Source organism: Rhizobium leguminosarum (genome assembly GCF_019798305.1).
In the GTDB taxonomy this organism is placed as follows: Bacteria; Pseudomonadota; Alphaproteobacteria; order Rhizobiales; family Rhizobiaceae; genus Rhizobium; species Rhizobium leguminosarum_U.
In genome coordinates this window covers 177,028-192,438 of the sequence record NZ_JAAXDD010000005.1, presented here as the reverse complement: position 1 = coordinate 192,438, position 15,411 = coordinate 177,028, and the positions used below count along the sequence as shown (strand labels likewise).

The 15,411-nt window shown below is 60.6% G+C and carries 13 protein-coding genes; 6 read left to right on the top strand and 7 right to left on the bottom strand.

Going from position 1 to position 15,411, the window contains the following annotated elements; all coding sequences use genetic code 11:
• The first annotated feature begins 2 nt into the window (after positions 1–2).
• From HFO99_RS11020 to ureG, 5 genes are all read left to right on the top strand, one after another.
• The gene (locus HFO99_RS11020) at positions 3–674 is read left to right on the top strand and encodes a TIGR02117 family protein (protein ID WP_222361170.1); all 672 of its coding nucleotides are present in this window, start codon (positions 3–5) and stop codon (positions 672–674) included.
• A gap of 330 nt (positions 675–1,004) precedes the next feature.
• The gene (locus HFO99_RS11015) at positions 1,005–1,868 is read left to right on the top strand and encodes a GGDEF domain-containing protein (RefSeq protein WP_222361168.1); all 864 of its coding nucleotides are present in this window, start codon (positions 1,005–1,007) and stop codon (positions 1,866–1,868) included.
• Positions 1,869–2,016: 148 nt separating this feature from the next.
• Entirely contained in the window at positions 2,017–2,652 is a 636-nt protein-coding gene (locus HFO99_RS11010; protein ID WP_222361166.1) for an urease accessory protein UreE, read from the top strand.
• Between the two features lie 6 nt (positions 2,653–2,658).
• The gene (locus HFO99_RS11005; RefSeq protein ID WP_222361164.1) at positions 2,659–3,330 is read left to right on the top strand and encodes an urease accessory protein UreF; all 672 of its coding nucleotides are present in this window, start codon (positions 2,659–2,661) and stop codon (positions 3,328–3,330) included.
• A 190-nt stretch (positions 3,331–3,520) separates the two neighbouring features.
• Positions 3,521–4,132, top strand: coding sequence for an urease accessory protein UreG (ureG, locus tag HFO99_RS11000; protein ID WP_017965817.1), 612 nt, complete (start codon positions 3,521–3,523; stop codon positions 4,130–4,132).
• 271 nt (positions 4,133–4,403) lie between these two features.
• Here the strand turns inward: ureG and HFO99_RS10995 are convergent, their stop codons facing one another.
• The 6 genes from HFO99_RS10995 to HFO99_RS10970 all read right to left on the bottom strand — a co-directional run bounded on the left by HFO99_RS10995 (position 4,404) and on the right by HFO99_RS10970 (position 13,356).
• The gene (locus HFO99_RS10995; protein ID WP_222361162.1) at positions 4,404–7,730 is read right to left on the bottom strand and encodes an efflux RND transporter permease subunit; all 3,327 of its coding nucleotides are present in this window, start codon (positions 7,728–7,730) and stop codon (positions 4,404–4,406) included.
• A 12-nt stretch (positions 7,731–7,742) separates the two neighbouring features.
• Entirely contained in the window at positions 7,743–8,933 is a 1,191-nt protein-coding gene (locus tag HFO99_RS10990; RefSeq protein ID WP_222361160.1) for an efflux RND transporter periplasmic adaptor subunit, read from the bottom strand.
• A 504-nt stretch (positions 8,934–9,437) separates the two neighbouring features.
• A complete protein-coding gene (locus HFO99_RS10985) occupies positions 9,438–10,409 on the bottom strand; it encodes an ABC transporter substrate-binding protein (protein ID WP_222361158.1) in 972 nt (323 codons plus the stop codon).
• Positions 10,410–10,467: 58 nt separating this feature from the next.
• Positions 10,468–11,595: an ABC transporter permease gene (locus HFO99_RS10980; protein ID WP_222361156.1), complete on the bottom strand. Its 1,128-nt coding sequence runs from the start codon at positions 11,593–11,595 to the stop codon at positions 10,468–10,470.
• Positions 11,592–12,521 carry an ABC transporter permease gene (locus HFO99_RS10975; protein WP_094087570.1) on the bottom strand — a complete coding sequence of 310 codons (930 nt, stop codon included), beginning with the start codon at positions 12,519–12,521 and terminating at the stop codon, positions 11,592–11,594. Before HFO99_RS10975 ends, HFO99_RS10980 begins: the two co-directional genes overlap by 4 nt.
• A gap of 58 nt (positions 12,522–12,579) precedes the next feature.
• The gene (locus HFO99_RS10970; protein WP_003561933.1) at positions 12,580–13,356 is read right to left on the bottom strand and encodes an ABC transporter ATP-binding protein; all 777 of its coding nucleotides are present in this window, start codon (positions 13,354–13,356) and stop codon (positions 12,580–12,582) included.
• A 94-nt stretch (positions 13,357–13,450) separates the two neighbouring features.
• On the opposite strand from HFO99_RS10970, the gene HFO99_RS10965 reads away from it, so the two are divergent.
• Positions 13,451–13,864 carry a cupin domain-containing protein gene (locus HFO99_RS10965; protein ID WP_222361154.1) on the top strand — a complete coding sequence of 138 codons (414 nt, stop codon included), beginning with the start codon at positions 13,451–13,453 and terminating at the stop codon, positions 13,862–13,864.
• A gap of 58 nt (positions 13,865–13,922) precedes the next feature.
• On the opposite strand, the gene hydA is transcribed toward HFO99_RS10965, so the two are convergent.
• Complete coding sequence (gene hydA, locus HFO99_RS10960) at positions 13,923–15,377, bottom strand: dihydropyrimidinase (protein ID WP_222361153.1); 1,455 nt, start codon at positions 15,375–15,377, stop codon at positions 13,923–13,925.
• Between the last annotated feature and the right edge of the window lie 34 nt (positions 15,378–15,411).

Genomic DNA, 15,411 nt, shown 5'->3' with positions numbered 1-15,411 from the left:
CGATGAGGACAGGTATCCGCTGGTTGTTGCGGATCGTATTTCTGCTTGTGCTTTCGGCCGCCTGCGGGACCTTTATTCCCCGGCCGCTGATTGCGCCGGTCGAGGCGTCGTCTGCCGCAGTGACGCATCGAATTCTGCTGCTGTCGAGCTCGATCCATACCGATATTGCCATTCCGCTCAACGCGGAAACGCGGGCTGCCTTTTCCTTCCTCGACGATACCGATTTTCCGCTCGGCCATCCGAATGCGGAGTGGCTTATTATCGGCTGGGGCGGTCGTGCCTTCTATCTGGAAACTCCCACATGGGCGGAGCTGAAGCCGCTGCCGGTGTTGCGCGCGCTGACGATCGACCGTTCGGTGCTGCATGTGGACCTTGCCGGTCATATCACCGAGCCACAGTCCACCGTTACGGCATTCAATGTCAGTGAGGATCAATTGGCGCAGCTGCGCGATTTTATCTCCGGGAGTTTCGTCCGCGACGCGGGCGCGGTGGTGCCGATTCCGGATGCGGGTTACGGCGAGATCGACCGGTTCTTCGAGGCCAGGGGATACTTCAACGCCCTCTTCGGCTGCAACACCTGGACTGCCGCTGCCCTGCGCTCGGCGGGGCTTCGAACCGGGATGTGGAACCCGCTTCCACAGGCATTGCGATTGTCTGTTGCTGTCTACAATTGAAGCAGCCGTCGGGCTGGCCCGCCCTTAAAGTGAATTGTGAATAGTGCTCTCCATATGGTTGTAAAAATCAGTGGAAAACCCGGTATTTTCTCAAGCTAAACCATTCTGGAACAACTGCATTGCGAAGCTTGATAAATCGCTTTCATATCAATCGTTTAACTGTCTCTCCACGCTGTTCGATTCAGGGATTCGAAAGCTGCATCCCCTGCTAGAAAAATTCTGTCCATCGAAACATCCGAACCGTTCGAATTTTAACGAGTCAATTAAGACACCCACAGCAATTGGGCTCTTATCAATGCCTGGAAACGCCGAGCAGGAAGGTTGATTCTCATGAGAAACTGGATTTTGCTGCAGGCCGATTTCGGCGACCTTCAATACCGCAAGAACGTCTATGTCTTCGCCCTGAAGATGGCTTTTCTTGCCGTTATTCTCTCAGGAGTCATTATCGCATTGACGATGCCGTCGCTCGATCTTCTCGGGCTTCTACCGGTGACGCTCGCCCATGCAATCGGCTTCAGCGCGATCTTTTCCTGGCTGATCGGCGGTACCGTTTCCGGCATGCTCTCGCTGTTTGCCGGCTTTGCCATGCGCGATCTCGCGCTCTCGCGGGCGGAATTCGAAAAGCTCAGCCGCACGGATACGCTTTCCGGGCTGCTCAACCGGCGCGCTTTTACCGAGGCGCTTGAGAATACCGATGGCAACGCGTCGCTGGTCATTTTTGATGTCGACCGTTTCAAGACGATCAACGACCGCTTCGGCCACGGCTGCGGTGATGCCGTCATCATCGCCGTTTCGGGCATGCTCACATCCGCCTTCGATGAGATGTCCGTCGTCGCACGGCTGGGTGGGGAGGAGTTCGGCGTCATCGTCTCCGGGGAGCTGCTCGATGCGCGGATGGAGCGTATTGAAGGTGTCCGAGCCCGGATCGCCGGCGGCGCCATCAGGGCCGAGGGGCACGATATCCGCATCACCGTTTCCGGCGGCGTTGCCGATCTCGTCGCCGAGCGCGCCAAGCAGGCGGTCTATGCTTCCGCCGACCGGGCGCTCTATCTCGCCAAGGCACTTGGGCGCAATCGCGTCGTACACGAGCGGGAAGGTCTGCATCACGCCTGGCAAGGGCTTGTCGACAACGGCGTCGATGGCGAGAACAGAGGCCCGGAGATCGACAACGTGATGCAGGCTTACGGAATATAAAAGCCAGGCCTGGAGCATGATGCCGAAAAGTGTTTGCGGTTTTCGGACGACATCATGCTCTATTTTTTGATTTAGACGAAAGGGCATTGGTGCTTGCATCGGGAAGAGCTATTTTGCATGGTCGTCCTCTCAGCAAAACGGACATATCATGCAGCGCGTCACCTCCTATCTTCCCGCCGGAACCCCTTCCTCCGATCCGATCGCCCAGGTCAAGCTGCCGCATGATCTGCGCCATCTGCGCCGCAAGCTGCTGCATCTGGAAAATGGCGAAATGGTCATGCTCGATCTCAAGGATCCGGTGCTTTTCGCCAATGGCGACCTCTTGGTGCGCGACGACGGCGAACTGATCGAGATCCTCGCTGCCGACGAGAAGCTCTTCGAGATTCGCGGACGCGACCGCACGCATCTGGTCGAGCTCGCCTGGCATCTCGGCAACCGGCATCTTGCCGCCCAGATCGAGGAAGACCGCATCGTCATCCTGCGCGATCATGTCATCCGCACCATGCTGCAGGGCCTCGGCGCCGTCGTCCTCGAGATCGATGAGCCGTTCCAGCCGGCGCGGGGCGCCTATCATTCCCAAGGCGGGCATTCGCATGGGCATGATCACGATCACAATCATGACCACGGGCATGATCACGACCTTGATCCCAATCATGGCCATGACCATGATCATGAACATGGCTACGAGCATGAGCATGAGCACCGCCACGATCGCGGTCATGATCATGATCACGGACGGGATCATAGTCATGACCGCGGACATCACGACCACAAGCACGACTGAGTCTCGATGACCAGGGATCGCGAGCTGCAGGCGCTGCTGCGCCTGACGGCATGGCTCTCACCGGCCTTTCCGATCGGCAGCTTTGCCTATTCGGGAGGGCTGGAGCGGGCGGTTGCCGACGGGTTCGTCACGGATGCTGCCTCGCTTGCGGCCTGGACCGGAACTTTGATCGGCAATGGTTCGGTCTGGAACGATGCGGTGCTTCTGGCCGAAAGCCACAGGCACCAGGGGGAAGCCGTGCGCCTTGCCGAGATCGCCGCGCTCGCCGAGGCGCTTGCGGGATCACGCGAGCGCCATCAGGAAACGATGCTGCTCGGCGAGGCTTTCCTCGCAGCGGCGCGGGCCTGGCCGGACCGCGTGTTCGAGCGGCTACCTGACAAGGTCGCTTATCCCATTGCGGTCGGGGCGGTGACGGGCGCGCACGGGATCAGGCCTGAGAAGGCGCTCGTCGTCTTCCTGCATGCCTATGTCTCACAAGCGGTTTCATCAGGCATCCGCCTCGGTGTCGCCGGGCAGAAGGATGGCGTTGCCGTGCTTGCCGGTCTCGAAGACCACCTCGCGGAGATCGCCCGGCGGGCGGCAGCTTCGACGCTGGACGATCTGGGTTCGGCGACGGTGCAGGCCGATATTGCAAGCCTGCGCCATGAGACGCAGGCGACTCGGCTGTTCCGCTCGTGATTGTCCGAAATTATCGCTGCGGCGAGAGCAATCCCAGCAAAAGTGCGCAGCGGTTTTGCGTCCGGAATTGCGTGAAAACAAAAAGATAGAGCGCTTCCGTGATTCGAAGAAAAACAAGCGCTCTAAGTCATTTGACGGTGGCGCGGGCGGGCGGCTTCGTTATCATCGGGGTTCGATTGGAGTAAGGCACATGAAATCAAGAAACGGACCTTTGCGTGTCGGCATCGGCGGGCCGGTCGGCTCGGGCAAGACGGCGCTGACCGAAAAGCTCTGCAAGGCGATGCGCGACGACTATTCCGTCGCCGTCGTCACCAACGATATCTACACGACCGAGGATGCCGAGGCGCTGGTGCGGATGCAGGCATTGACTTCGGACCGCATCGTCGGCGTCGAGACAGGCGGCTGCCCGCATACCGCCATTCGTGAGGATGCGACGATCAATTTGCAGGCGATCGCCGGCCTCAACCAGCGGATCCCCGATCTCGACGTCGTCTTCATCGAATCCGGCGGCGACAATCTGGCGGCGACCTTTTCGCCCGATCTTGCCGATATCACTATCTATGTCATCTCCGTCTGCCAGGGCGAGGAAATACCGCGCAAGGGCGGCCCCGGCATCACCCGGTCGGATCTGCTCGTCATCAACAAGAAGGATCTAGCACCCTATGTCGGTGCCGATCTCGACGTGATGGACCGGGATGCGACGCGAATGCGCGCTTCGCGCCCCTTCGTCTTTTCCGACATGAAGCGCGGCGACGGCGTCAGCTCGATCGTGAGCTTCCTCAGGGAGCAAGGCGGACTCTAGATCCGGATTTTAGGCCGGATCGGCCTAAAATCATCCGAATCAAAATCGAAGAATTAGAGCATGATGTCGTCCGAAAACCGCTCACACTTTTCGGCATCATGCTCTAAAGCGCGTCGCAATCCTTCAGAATTGCTCCTTGCGCTTTAGGTCTTTGATTTTACGCATGTCGCACAAAACCGCTGCACACATTTGCGCGACATGCGTTGGAAATGAACGAAAAACAAAACGGGCCGGGAGATCGCTCCCGGCCCGTTCATTTCCTGGGTTTTACTTATTCCGCCGCGAAGGGCGGCAGGCGGAGCACGTTGGTGTCGTTGCCCTTGGCGCTCTTGCGTTTGTCTTCCGGCTTTTCGATCGCCGTCAGGCGCTCCTCCAGCGCGTCGATGTCGCCGCGGTTCTCGCGAGTGACGCGGGTGAGATCCTCGCGCGACAGCGGCAGCTCCTCGTTGTCCTTCTTGCCGACCAGGCGCCCGAAAGCCCAGCCGAGCAGGCGGGACAGATCGTCCATGATCAGGAAGAAGGAGGGCACGACGACGAGCGAGAGCACGGTCGAGACGATGATGCCGCCGATCACCGCGATCGCCATCGGCGCGCGGAACGAGCCGCCTTCGCCGACCCCGAGCGCGGAAGGCAGCATGCCTGCCGACATGGCGATCGAGGTCATGATGATCGGCCGGGCGCGCTTGCGGCCGGCTTCGACCATGGCCTCGACGCGAGGCATGCCCTGATGGCGCATCTCGATTGCGAAATCGACGAGCAGGATCGCGTTCTTGGTGACGACACCCATCAGCATCAGGATGCCGATCATGACAGGCATCGACAGCGGATTGCTGGTGAGGATCAGGCCGGCTGCGACGCCGCCAATGGCGAGCGGCAGCGAGAACAGGATGGTGAAGGGCTGGATCACGTCCTTGAAGAGCAGGATCAGCACCGTCAGCACCAGCAGCAGGCCCATCAACATGGCGTTGACGAAACTCTGCTGCATCTCGCTCTGCACCTTGGTGTCGCCGCTTTCGGCAAGGTGCACCGTGGCCGGGATATTGGCGTCGTTGACGATCTGACGGAAGCGGGCCGAAGCCGTGTCGAGTGCGACGCCCTGCGGCAGGTCGGAACCGATCGAGACGACGCGGTAGCGGTTGTTGCGCTTGATCGAGCTTACGCCTTCCGAATAGTCGATATTGGCGACGCTCGCGAGCGGAACGGTGCCGCCGCTGGCGGTCTGGATCTTCAATGTCCGGATGGCTGCGAGATCGCGACGCATGTCGAGCGCGGCCTGGACGCGGATCGGGATCTGGCGATCGTCGAGCGAGATCTTGGCAAGAGCTGCATCGACATCGCCGATGGTGGCGACGCGGATCGTCTCGGAGATCTGCTGCGGCGTGATGCCCAGGCGGGACGCCTCATCCATGCGCGGATGAACCTGCAGTTCCGGACGGGGCAGGGAGCCGTCGGCGCTGACATTGGCAAGCAGCGGATCGGCACGCAGCTTGGATTCCAGAATGCCGACGGCGTCGTTCAGGTCGTTGTCGTTCTTGGAAAGGAAGTTGAAGGAGAGGTCGCGTTCGCCGCGGTCATTGAGCTTCAGGATCCGGACGTCGGGAATGTCACGCAGCTTGGCGAAGACTTCCTTTTCGATATCCCACTGCGGGCGTTCACGGCCGTGGACCTCCACCTTCGGCAGTTTCGGGCCAATGACGGGGATACGGCCGAGCACGTCGTTGACCATCTTCTTGACCAGCGATTGGTCGAGCTTATCGAGTGCCAGCGTGATGGTCGCACGGCGCAATTCGAGATCGCCTTTCGGCGACGCGCCGCCGAGGACGAAGACGCTTTCGACGCCCTTGATATCCTTGACCCTCTCATAGATCGCATCGGTCGTCTTCTCGGTGTCGTCAAGGCGCGCATTGGGCGGCAGCTCGACGGAGAGAACGATGCGTGAGGCATCTTCCGGCGGCAGGAAGCTGCCCGGAACCTGCATCAGCAGCATAATGGAGCCGGCGAGGAAGCCGAACGCGACAAGCAGAGTCGCATAACGCGTGTACCAGCGGCCGGTCGTGCCGCGTATGAGGCGTGTGTATCCACGCATCAACAGGCCGTCATTGTCGTGATGATCGTCGACGCCGTCTTCTGCACGCATGAGATAGGCGGCCATCATCGGGGTGATGAGGCGTGCGACCATCAGCGAGAAGAAAACGGAGAAGGCGACGGTCAGACCGAATTGGATGAAGTATTGGCCCGGAATGCCCGGCATGAAGGAAACGGGCACGAAAACGGCGATGATGGTGAAGGTAGTGGCGATGACGGCAAGGCCGATTTCATCAGCCGCCTCGATCGCCGCCCGATAGGGCGTCTTGCCCATCTTGATATGGCGGGCAATGTTTTCGATTTCGACGATCGCATCGTCGACAAGAATGCCGGTGGCGAGCGTCAGAGCAAGGAAGCTGACGAGGTTCAGCGAGAAGCCCATCATGTCCATGACCCAGAAGGTCGGGATCGCAGACAGCGGAAGGGCGATTGCAGAGATCAGGGTCGCACGCCAGTTCCTGAGGAACAGGAGGACGACAATGACAGCGAGCAGCGCACCTTCGAGGAGCGTATGAATGGCGGCTTCGTAGTTGCCGTAGGTGAAATAGACCGAATCGTCGATCAGCTCGATCTTCACATTCGGATTTTCGGCCCGCACCTTGTCGAGGTTCTGTGCCACGGTTTCGGCGACGCTAACTTCGCTGGCGCCCTTCGAGCGGAAAACGCCGAAGGTAACGACCGGCGTAGCGTTGAAGCGCGAGAAGGATTTCGGCTCCTCATAGGTGTCCTTGATGACGCCGAGATCGGATAGTTTGACGAAGCGGCCGTTCGGCAGACCGATCGTCGTATTGGCGAGGTCGGCGACGTTGCGGGCGTCGCCGAGAACACGGATCGCCTGTTCGCTGCCCGCCACCTGGCCGCGGCCTGAGCCGAGGTCGATGTTGGTGCCGCGCAGCTGCTGGTTCACACTCGCGGCGGTGATGCCATAGGCATTGAGCTTGTCAGGGGTGAGTTCGATGCGCACTTCGCGCTCTGCGCCGCCGTAACGGTCGACACGGCCGATACCGGCCTGACCCTGCAGCGAACGCTTGATCGTATCGTCGACGAACCAGGAAAGTTCCTCCAGCGACATCGCAGGCGAGGAAACGGCGAAGGTCTGGATCGCCTGTCCCTCGACATCGACTTTGGAGACGATCGGTGCTTCGGCCGTCGCCGGCAGATCGCTGCGAATGCGGTCGATCGCATCCTTGGTGTCCTGTACGGCCTGTTCGGTCGGCACCTCCATCCGGAACATGACGTTGGTTTGCGAACTGCCGTCGGTCACCGTCGACTGGATTTCGTCGATGCCGGTGATAGAGGCGACCGCGTCTTCGATCTCCTTCGTTACCTGCATTTCGAGTTCAGCCGGCGAAGCGCCGCTCTGCGTCACGCTGATCGAAACGAGCGGCACGTCGATATTGGGAAAACGCGTGATCGGCAGCGAATTAAAGGACTGCATGCCAATGAACACCAGCAGGCAGAAGGCCAGCAGCGGCGCAATGGGATTTCGAATGGACCAGGCTGAAAAATTCATCGGATGGTCTCTTTAGTTGGAAGCCGGGGGCTGTTCACGCACCGGCGTGATGTGGTCGCCGTCGCGGACATAAGCGCCCGCCTTGGCTACGACCTCGTCGCCGGTCTTCAATCCATTGATGACCTCGACATAGGCGCCGTCCTGGATGCCGGTCTCGATCTTGGCGAATTTCACCACGCCGTCCTCGACCTTGCGGGCGGAGGAGCCTTCGTTGCCGGTGAGTACAGCGGTCAGGGGAAGCGCTACGCCTTCAGTCTCGCGCACGATGATCTCGGCGCTGCCATACATGCCTGAACGCGCCTTGCTGTCATCATCGATGGAGATATGGACGAGGCCAAGGCGGGTGACCGGATCGACGGTCGGCGAAACCAGGCGTACGGCGCCGGAAAGCTTCTCACGGCTGCCGGACAGCGAAATCGTTGCCTTTTGGCCGGCCATGATCCTGACGACATCGCTTTCGGCGACCTCGGCGACAAGTTCGATATCGCCGTCGCGGATGATGGTGAACAGCGGATCGCCGTTGCCGGCGGCAATGGCGCCGACCTTGGCATTCTTCGCCGAGACCGTGCCGGCGACCGGCGTCTTCACATCGGTGCGCGCCAGCTTCAAATCCGCATCGGCGATCTGGCTGTCGAAGACCTTGAGATCGGCTTCGGAGACCTCGATCGCCTGTTCGGCGGAGACGACGCGGGCATTGGCTGCGGCGGCAGTCGCATCGGCCTGTTCGACCTGGGCGGTTGAAACCGTGCCCTTCTTGACCATTTCCTGGGCGCGGGCCTGCTGCTGCCTTGCCTGTTCGGCATTGGCCTGCGCCTCGATGAGCTGGGCGCGTAGCTGGGCCAGGCTTGCCTCCCCCTTGGCCTTCGTCGCCATCATCTGGCTCTTTTCCAGGACCACTGCGTCATCGTTGAGCGTTGCCAGCGTGCTTTCGGCCTGAACCTTGTCGCCGATATCGGCTTTCAACGTGCGAATCGAGAGGCCCTCGACCTGAGGCTGGATATAGACTTCCTCGACGGGCTTGACCGTTCCGGTGCCGATGACACGGTCGATGAGGGTGCGATTCACCGCCGTGGTGACGACGATCGCCGGCAGGTTTTGCTGCGGTTTTGCGACCGGCGCTTCCTGCGAAAATGCGGTGGATGTAGCAAGTGCCCCTGCAAAAAGAGTAGAGGCGCCTAGAATTCCAATCGGCTTGCGTGCCATGCGTCGTCGTCCAATCTTATGATAAGGTTGGCCGAACTCGAGCGTCTGCCACTCAGCGCGCGATCAGGCCACTGCCCTTCCTGCATTCTCAGAGGTATCCGCCGATCCTTTGCCGTCTTCATCCCTCGCCGGCAAATTCGGCTTGTAGGTGGTATCGATTTGCTCGATCTACAAGTCCGGCAGAAAACAATTCCCCATTAGGCGATAATAATTACCATTCCGACGTCAATCAATCACCGTAAGGTTATGTCAACATTACGAAGATTGATCACTCTCATCCCTAAGACGTTTGACGCCCGATAAATGCGACAGTTGCAAGGCATTTTTTTCGGTTGCTGGATGCAGATGATTTAGGCCGACTGACCGAAAATCTGAATCAGCATCTAAATCAAATAGATAGAGAATGTCGTCTGAATACCGCGGACACTTTTTGGCATCATGCTCTAGAAAAAGACGAAACGCGCGGGAAATCTCCCGCGCGTTTCGCTTAGCATCTTGCCGAAACTACTTGGAAGCAGCGTCGGTAATGTCGTGCGTCCAGGCGCCTGATGGCTCCTTGCTGATAATCTTCTGGTCGAGCAGCGCCTTTGCCGTGCGGGCATAGAGCGCCTCGTCCAGCTTGCCGGAGCTGTCGCCGACCAGCTTGGCGACTTCACCCATCATGCGCTTCTGATGGTTGTCATCCTGGCCGCCATTGTCCATGACGATCTCGGCGGCTTCGTCGGGGTTCTCGGTGGCATATTTCCAGCCCTTCATCGAAGCGCGGACGAACTTGACCATCTTCGCCTTGAAGGCGGGGTCCTTCAGCTTGTCTTCCATCGCATAAAGGCCGTCTTCAAGAAGGTCGTTGCCCATTTCAGTGTAGTTGAAGACCGTCAGTTCTTCCGGCTTGAAGCCGGCATCGATCGCCTGCCAGTATTCGTTATAAGTCATGACGGAGATGCAGTCGGCCTGCTTCTGGACAAGCGGCTGCACGTCGAAACTCTGCTTCAGCACGGTGACGCCGTTCGGACCGCCTTCTGTGGACAGGCCGAGCTTGTTCATCCAGGCGAAGAAGGGATACTCGTTGCCGAAGAACCAGACGCCGAGCGTGTGGCCCTTGAAGTCGGCTTCGGTCTTGATCGGGCCGTCCTTGCGGCAAACCATTTCCAGGCCCGCCTTCTGATATGGCTGGGCGATGTTGACGAGCGGAACGCCCTTTTCGCGGGCAACCAGGGCACCGCCCATCCAGTCTACGATGACATCGGCGCCGCCGCCGGCGATCACCTGCTCGGGGGCGATATCAGGGCCACCCGGCTTGATGTCGACGTCGAGGCCTTCTTCCTTATAGAAGCCCTTTTCCTTGGCGACGTAGTAGCCGCCGAACTGGCTCTGCGTGACCCATTTCAGCTGCAGCACCACCTTGTCGGCGGCCATCGCATGGGCCGATGCAAGCGACATCGCGCTCGCCATCATTGCAACCATCAACTTTCTCATTTTCTTATCCTTACCCTCTGAAGTTATGCCCGGACCCGTTTCTGGAGCCCGTGCGCGCCTAGCCACCACGGATAGACGGATGCCAGAACGTCACCGCCCGTTCGGTCAGGGCGATGATGCCATAGAAGATCGAGCCGGCCAGCGCCGCGACGGCGATTTCCGCCCAGACCATGTCGACATTCATGCGGCCGATCTCCGTGGAGATACGGAAGCCCATGCCGACGATCGGCGTCCCGAAGAATTCCGCAACGATGGCACCAATCAGCGCCAGCGTCGAGTTGATCTTCAGTGCGTTGAATATGAAGGGCATTGCTGAGGGAAGCCTGAGCTTCAGCAGCGTCTGCCAATAGCCGGAGGCATAGGTGCGCATCAGGTCGCGCTCCATGCTGCCGGAGGCGGCAAGGCCGGCGACGGTATTCACCAGCATCGGGAAGAAGGTCATGATGATGACGACGGCGGCCTTCGACGGCCAGTCGAAGCCGAACCACATGACCATGACAGGGGCGACGCCGATGATCGGCAGGGCCGAAACCATGTTGCCGATCGGCAGAAGGCCGCGGCGCAGGAAGGCGATGCGGTCGGCGAGCACCGCAACGACGAAGCCACTGAGGCAGCCGGCGATGTAACCGATCAGCACTGCCTTGAAGATCGTCTGCCTGACGTCCGCGCCGAGGATCGGCAGCGACGCCATGAACCGCGTGCCGATGGCGCTCGGCGGCGGCAGCAGGATGAAGGGAACACCGGCGCCACGCGTGACCGCCTCCCAGAGAATGAGGATCCAGGCGCCGAAGATCGCCGGGATCAGAAGCTGGAGAGCCGACTTGCTGAAAGTGGTGACGGGCTGCAGCTTCGACAACTCGGTGACGCATCGCCAGGCAAGCAGCCAGCAGGCGAAGAGCAGCAGGAAGAAAGCCCGCGTCGCCGTGCCCTCGTTGCCGGAAAGAGCCGAAAGCAGCATCCAGGCGGCGCCATGCGCGCCGATAAACAGCACGGTGGCCCGATAGGCCGGCGGCTGCGGTGCGAATGACAACAGGGCGGCCGCGATGACGATGATGAAGATCAGGCTTGCCGTGCCGTCGGTCAAGGGGCGCGCCGCGCCCTCGCCCAGAAGCGGCAAGGCCGTCAGTGCCCCGACGCAGAGGAGGAGGGCGACCACGGCTTGCCAGGAGAAGGTCAGATGTCTCATGCCGGCCTCCCGCCCATGGCGCGGTCAACGATTTTCGCCGCAACGCCGACAATCGCAACCAGGATGCCGGCCAGTAGCGATCCGGCGACGAGGGCCGCCCATATATCGATGGTCTGGCTGTAATAGGAGCCGGCGAGCAGCTTCGAGCCGATGCCGGCGACAGCACCCGTCGGTAACTCGCCGACGATGGCGCCGACGAGGCTGGCGGCAATCGCAACCTTCATCGAGGTGAAGAGGAAAGGAATCGAGGCTGGAACGCGCAGCTTCCAGAAAGTCTGCATCGGGCTGGCATAATAGGTGCGCATCAGGTCGAGATGCATGATCTCAGGTGAACGCAACCCTTTCACCATGCCGACGGCGACCGGAAAGAAGGAGAGGTAGGTGGAAATCAGCGCCTTCGACACGAGCCGGGAGGCGTCGGAATCGAGATTGAGGAGATGTGCAATGGCATTGTCGCCGGTCAGGACGTTGTAGGAAATGATGACGATCATCGGCGCGATGGCGAGGATCGGTATGGTCTGGCTCGCCACCAGCCAGGGCATCAGCGAGCGGTCCATGGCGCGGTTGTGGACGATCAGCACGGCGAGAAGGATGCCGAGCAGCATGCCGAAGCCGAAGCCGAGAAGGGTGGAGGAGAGCGTTACCCAGCTGTGATAGACGAGGCTGCGGTTGCTCGAAAGGCTGCGCAGGAAGGTGTTCTCGTAAACGTTCTGCGCCACCTGATGCGGCGCCGGCAAAATCGGCTTCGGCTGCGCCAGCGTCTTGCCGATAAATTCGAGGGTCGTAGGTGTAACGCCGGCGCGGCCGTCCATGTCGCGCTGGAACGGCGCGTTCATGAGGATGGCGGCGACATACCAGATGACGACGAGCGCCAGCAGGATGGTGGTGACGGGGACGATCTTGTCCTTGAAGGTGTCGGGTTTCATGGGATTTGCTCCCACGTTGTGTTGAGCCTGCAGAGCCCGGAAATCAAACCCCTATTCCTCATGCGTGCCCCGTCCTCAACCCTTCGCGGACGCGGTGGGCAATCTCCAGGAACTCGGGGGTTTCGCGGATGTCGAGCGGGCGTTCGGCCGGCAGGGTCGAGTCGATCACATCGGTCACGCGGCCCGGGCGCGGAGACATCACCACGATCTTGGTCGAGAGATAGACTGCCTCGGGAATGGAATGGGTGACGAAGCAGATCGTCTTGTTGGTGCGGGTCCAGAGTTTCAGCAGCTCTTCGTTCAGATGGTCGCGGACGATCTCGTCCAGGGCGCCGAAGGGCTCATCCATCAGCAGCAGGTCGGCGTCGAAGGCGAGCGCACGGGCGATCGAGGCGCGCTGCTGCATGCCGCCGGAAAGCTGCCAGGGGAATTTCTTCTCGAAGCCCGAAAGACTGACGAGATCGAGCGCTTCGGCGATGCGCCGCGTCCGCTCGGCGCCGGAATAGCCCATGATTTCCAGCGGCAGGGCGATGTTGTTTTCGATGGTGCGCCAGGGATAGAGCGCCGGCGCCTGGAAGACATAACCGTAGGCGCGGGCCTTGCGCGCCTCTTCCGGCGTCATGCCGTTGATCGAGATCTCGCCCGAGGTGCTCTTTTCGAGATCGGCGATGACACGCAGGAAGGTGGTCTTGCCGCAGCCCGAGGGGCCGATGAAAGAGACGAAATCGCCCTTGCGGACATCGAGATTGACATTGCTCAGTGCACGCACCGGGCCATCATTGGCCTGGTAGGTGAGACAGAGATCCTTGGCGGATACGACGGAGGGTGCTTGCATCAATGCGACCAGTCTTGTTTTCGCCGCGGGAACGCGGTTTGCGTGCTATTATTACCGCCGGTTTTATCGACGACACACTCCATGGAGGATGAGGATGGACGTGACATCAAAGCCCACCTGCCACATCGTTCGCCCCAATCATGCCTATGACGGCAAGCAGGGGCTGAGCTATTTCGCAGGCATCGCCGCCGAAACGGTCGGCGCCAAGGGCATCTGCATGCATCTGTTGACGATCCCGCCCGGGGTGCGCGCCAAGGCGCATCTGCACGAGGCGCACGAGACGGCGATCTTTATGCTCTCCGGCGAGGCCCATACCTGGTACGGAGACCGGCTCGAGCATCACGTTATCGTCCATGCCGGCGAACTTTTCTATATCCCGGCCGGCGTGCCGCACCTGCCGGCGAACCTCAGCAGCACGCCTTGCACGGCGATCATCGCGCGCACCGATCCGAACGAGCAGGAAAGCGTCGTGCTTCTGCCGGAGTTGGACGCTTTGGTGCCGGCGTGAGGTTATTGGCATAGAGGCAGCGGTCCCCGGTTGATGGCCGTATCGTCATGCGCCATCGTCATACGCCGCTTGCCGGAATACCGCTCCGCGTCACCTTGCGCGGCGCGGTGATATCCTTCCACTGGGAAAGCGCCTTGCTGACAGCCGTGACCGGCTCGCGGCCGACGAATTCGCCGTGGCCCTCGCGGGTCTTGATCGCGCCTTCCTCGATCGCGACGACGCCGCGCGTCAGCGTATAGCGCGGCAGGCCGGTCACTTCCTTGCCTTCGAAGACGTTGTAGTCGATCGCCGACTGCTGGGCCTTGGACGAAATGGTCTTGGAGCGCTTGGGGTCCCAGACGACGATGTCGGCATCGGCGCCGACAAGGATCGCGCCCTTCTTCGGATAGACGTTGAGGATCTTGGCGATGTTGGTCGAGGTGACGGCGACGAATTCGTTCATCGTCAGCCGGCCGGTGTTGACGCCATGCGTCCAGAGCATCGGCATGCGGTCTTCGAGGCCGCCGGTGCCGTTCGGGATCTTGGTGAAGTCGCCCACGCCGAAGCGCTTCTGCGCCGTGGTGAAGGCGCAATGGTCGGTGGCGACGACCTGCAACGAGCCGGACGCAAGCCCTGCCCAGAGTGAATCCTGATGCTGCTTGTTGCGGAAGGGTGGCGACATCACCCGGCGGGCGGCATGATCCCAGTCGGGATTGGAATATTCGCTTTCGTCGAGCGTCAGGTGCTGGATCAGCGGTTCGCCATAGACGCGCATGCCTTTGGCGCGGGCGCGGCGGATCGCCTCGTGCGCCTGTTCGCAAGAGGTGTGGACAATATAGACCGGGCAGCCGGCCATGTCGGCGATCATGATGGCGCGATTGGTGGCCTCGCCCTCCACTTCGGCCGGGCGGGAATAGGCATGCGCTTCGGGCCCGTTATTGCCCTCGGCGAGCAGCTTTGCCGACATCGAGGCGACGACGTCGCCATTTTCGGCGTGCACCAGCGGCAGGGCGCCGAGTTCGGCGCAGCGCTGGAAGGAGGCGAACATCTCGTCATCGTCGACCATCAGCGCGCCCTTATAGGCCATGAAGTGCTTGAAGGTGTTGATGCCCTTGTCACGGACGATGGTCTCCATTTCCTTGAAGACCTGCTCGCTCCACCAGGTAACCGCCATATGGAAGGAATAGTCGCAATTGGCGCGGGTCGATTTGTTGTCCCACATGGTCAGCGCCTCAAGCAGCGACTGGCCGGGGGCTGGCAGGGCGAAATCGACCACCATCGTCGTGCCGCCGGAAAGGGCGGCGCGCGTGCCGCTCTCGAAATCATCGGAGGAATAGGTGCCCATGAAGGGCATTTCGAGATGGGTATGTGGATCGATGCCGCCGGGCATGACATAACAGCCGGTGGCATCCAGCGTCTCGTCGCCCGAGAGATTCTGACCGATCTCGATGATCTTGCCGCCGTCGATCTTCACGTCAGCCCTATAGGTCAGGTCGGCGGTGACGATGGTGCCGTTCTTGATGACTGTGGTCATGGCTGCTGTTCCTTTTCCCCGCGATCTTGTTACT

Excerpts from the sequence above, each read along its gene's own strand:
- HFO99_RS11020 (WP_222361170.1), top strand. The coding sequence starts at position 3 with ATGAGGACAGGTATCCGCTGGTTGTTGCGGATCGTATTTCTGCTTGTG.
- HFO99_RS11015 (WP_222361168.1), top strand. The coding sequence starts at position 1,005 with ATGAGAAACTGGATTTTGCTGCAGGCCGATTTCGGCGACCTTCAATAC.
- HFO99_RS11010 (WP_222361166.1), top strand. The coding sequence starts at position 2,017 with ATGCAGCGCGTCACCTCCTATCTTCCCGCCGGAACCCCTTCCTCCGAT.
- HFO99_RS11005 (WP_222361164.1), top strand. The coding sequence starts at position 2,659 with ATGACCAGGGATCGCGAGCTGCAGGCGCTGCTGCGCCTGACGGCATGG.
- ureG (WP_017965817.1), top strand. The coding sequence starts at position 3,521 with ATGAAATCAAGAAACGGACCTTTGCGTGTCGGCATCGGCGGGCCGGTC.
- HFO99_RS10995 (WP_222361162.1), bottom strand. The coding sequence starts at position 7,730 with ATGAATTTTTCAGCCTGGTCCATTCGAAATCCCATTGCGCCGCTGCTG.
- HFO99_RS10990 (WP_222361160.1), bottom strand. The coding sequence starts at position 8,933 with ATGGCACGCAAGCCGATTGGAATTCTAGGCGCCTCTACTCTTTTTGCA.
- HFO99_RS10985 (WP_222361158.1), bottom strand. The coding sequence starts at position 10,409 with ATGAGAAAGTTGATGGTTGCAATGATGGCGAGCGCGATGTCGCTTGCA.
- HFO99_RS10980 (WP_222361156.1), bottom strand. The coding sequence starts at position 11,595 with ATGAGACATCTGACCTTCTCCTGGCAAGCCGTGGTCGCCCTCCTCCTC.
- HFO99_RS10975 (WP_094087570.1), bottom strand. The coding sequence starts at position 12,521 with ATGAAACCCGACACCTTCAAGGACAAGATCGTCCCCGTCACCACCATC.
- HFO99_RS10970 (WP_003561933.1), bottom strand. The coding sequence starts at position 13,356 with ATGCAAGCACCCTCCGTCGTATCCGCCAAGGATCTCTGTCTCACCTAC.
- HFO99_RS10965 (WP_222361154.1), top strand. The coding sequence starts at position 13,451 with ATGGACGTGACATCAAAGCCCACCTGCCACATCGTTCGCCCCAATCAT.
- hydA (WP_222361153.1), bottom strand. The coding sequence starts at position 15,377 with ATGACCACAGTCATCAAGAACGGCACCATCGTCACCGCCGACCTGACC.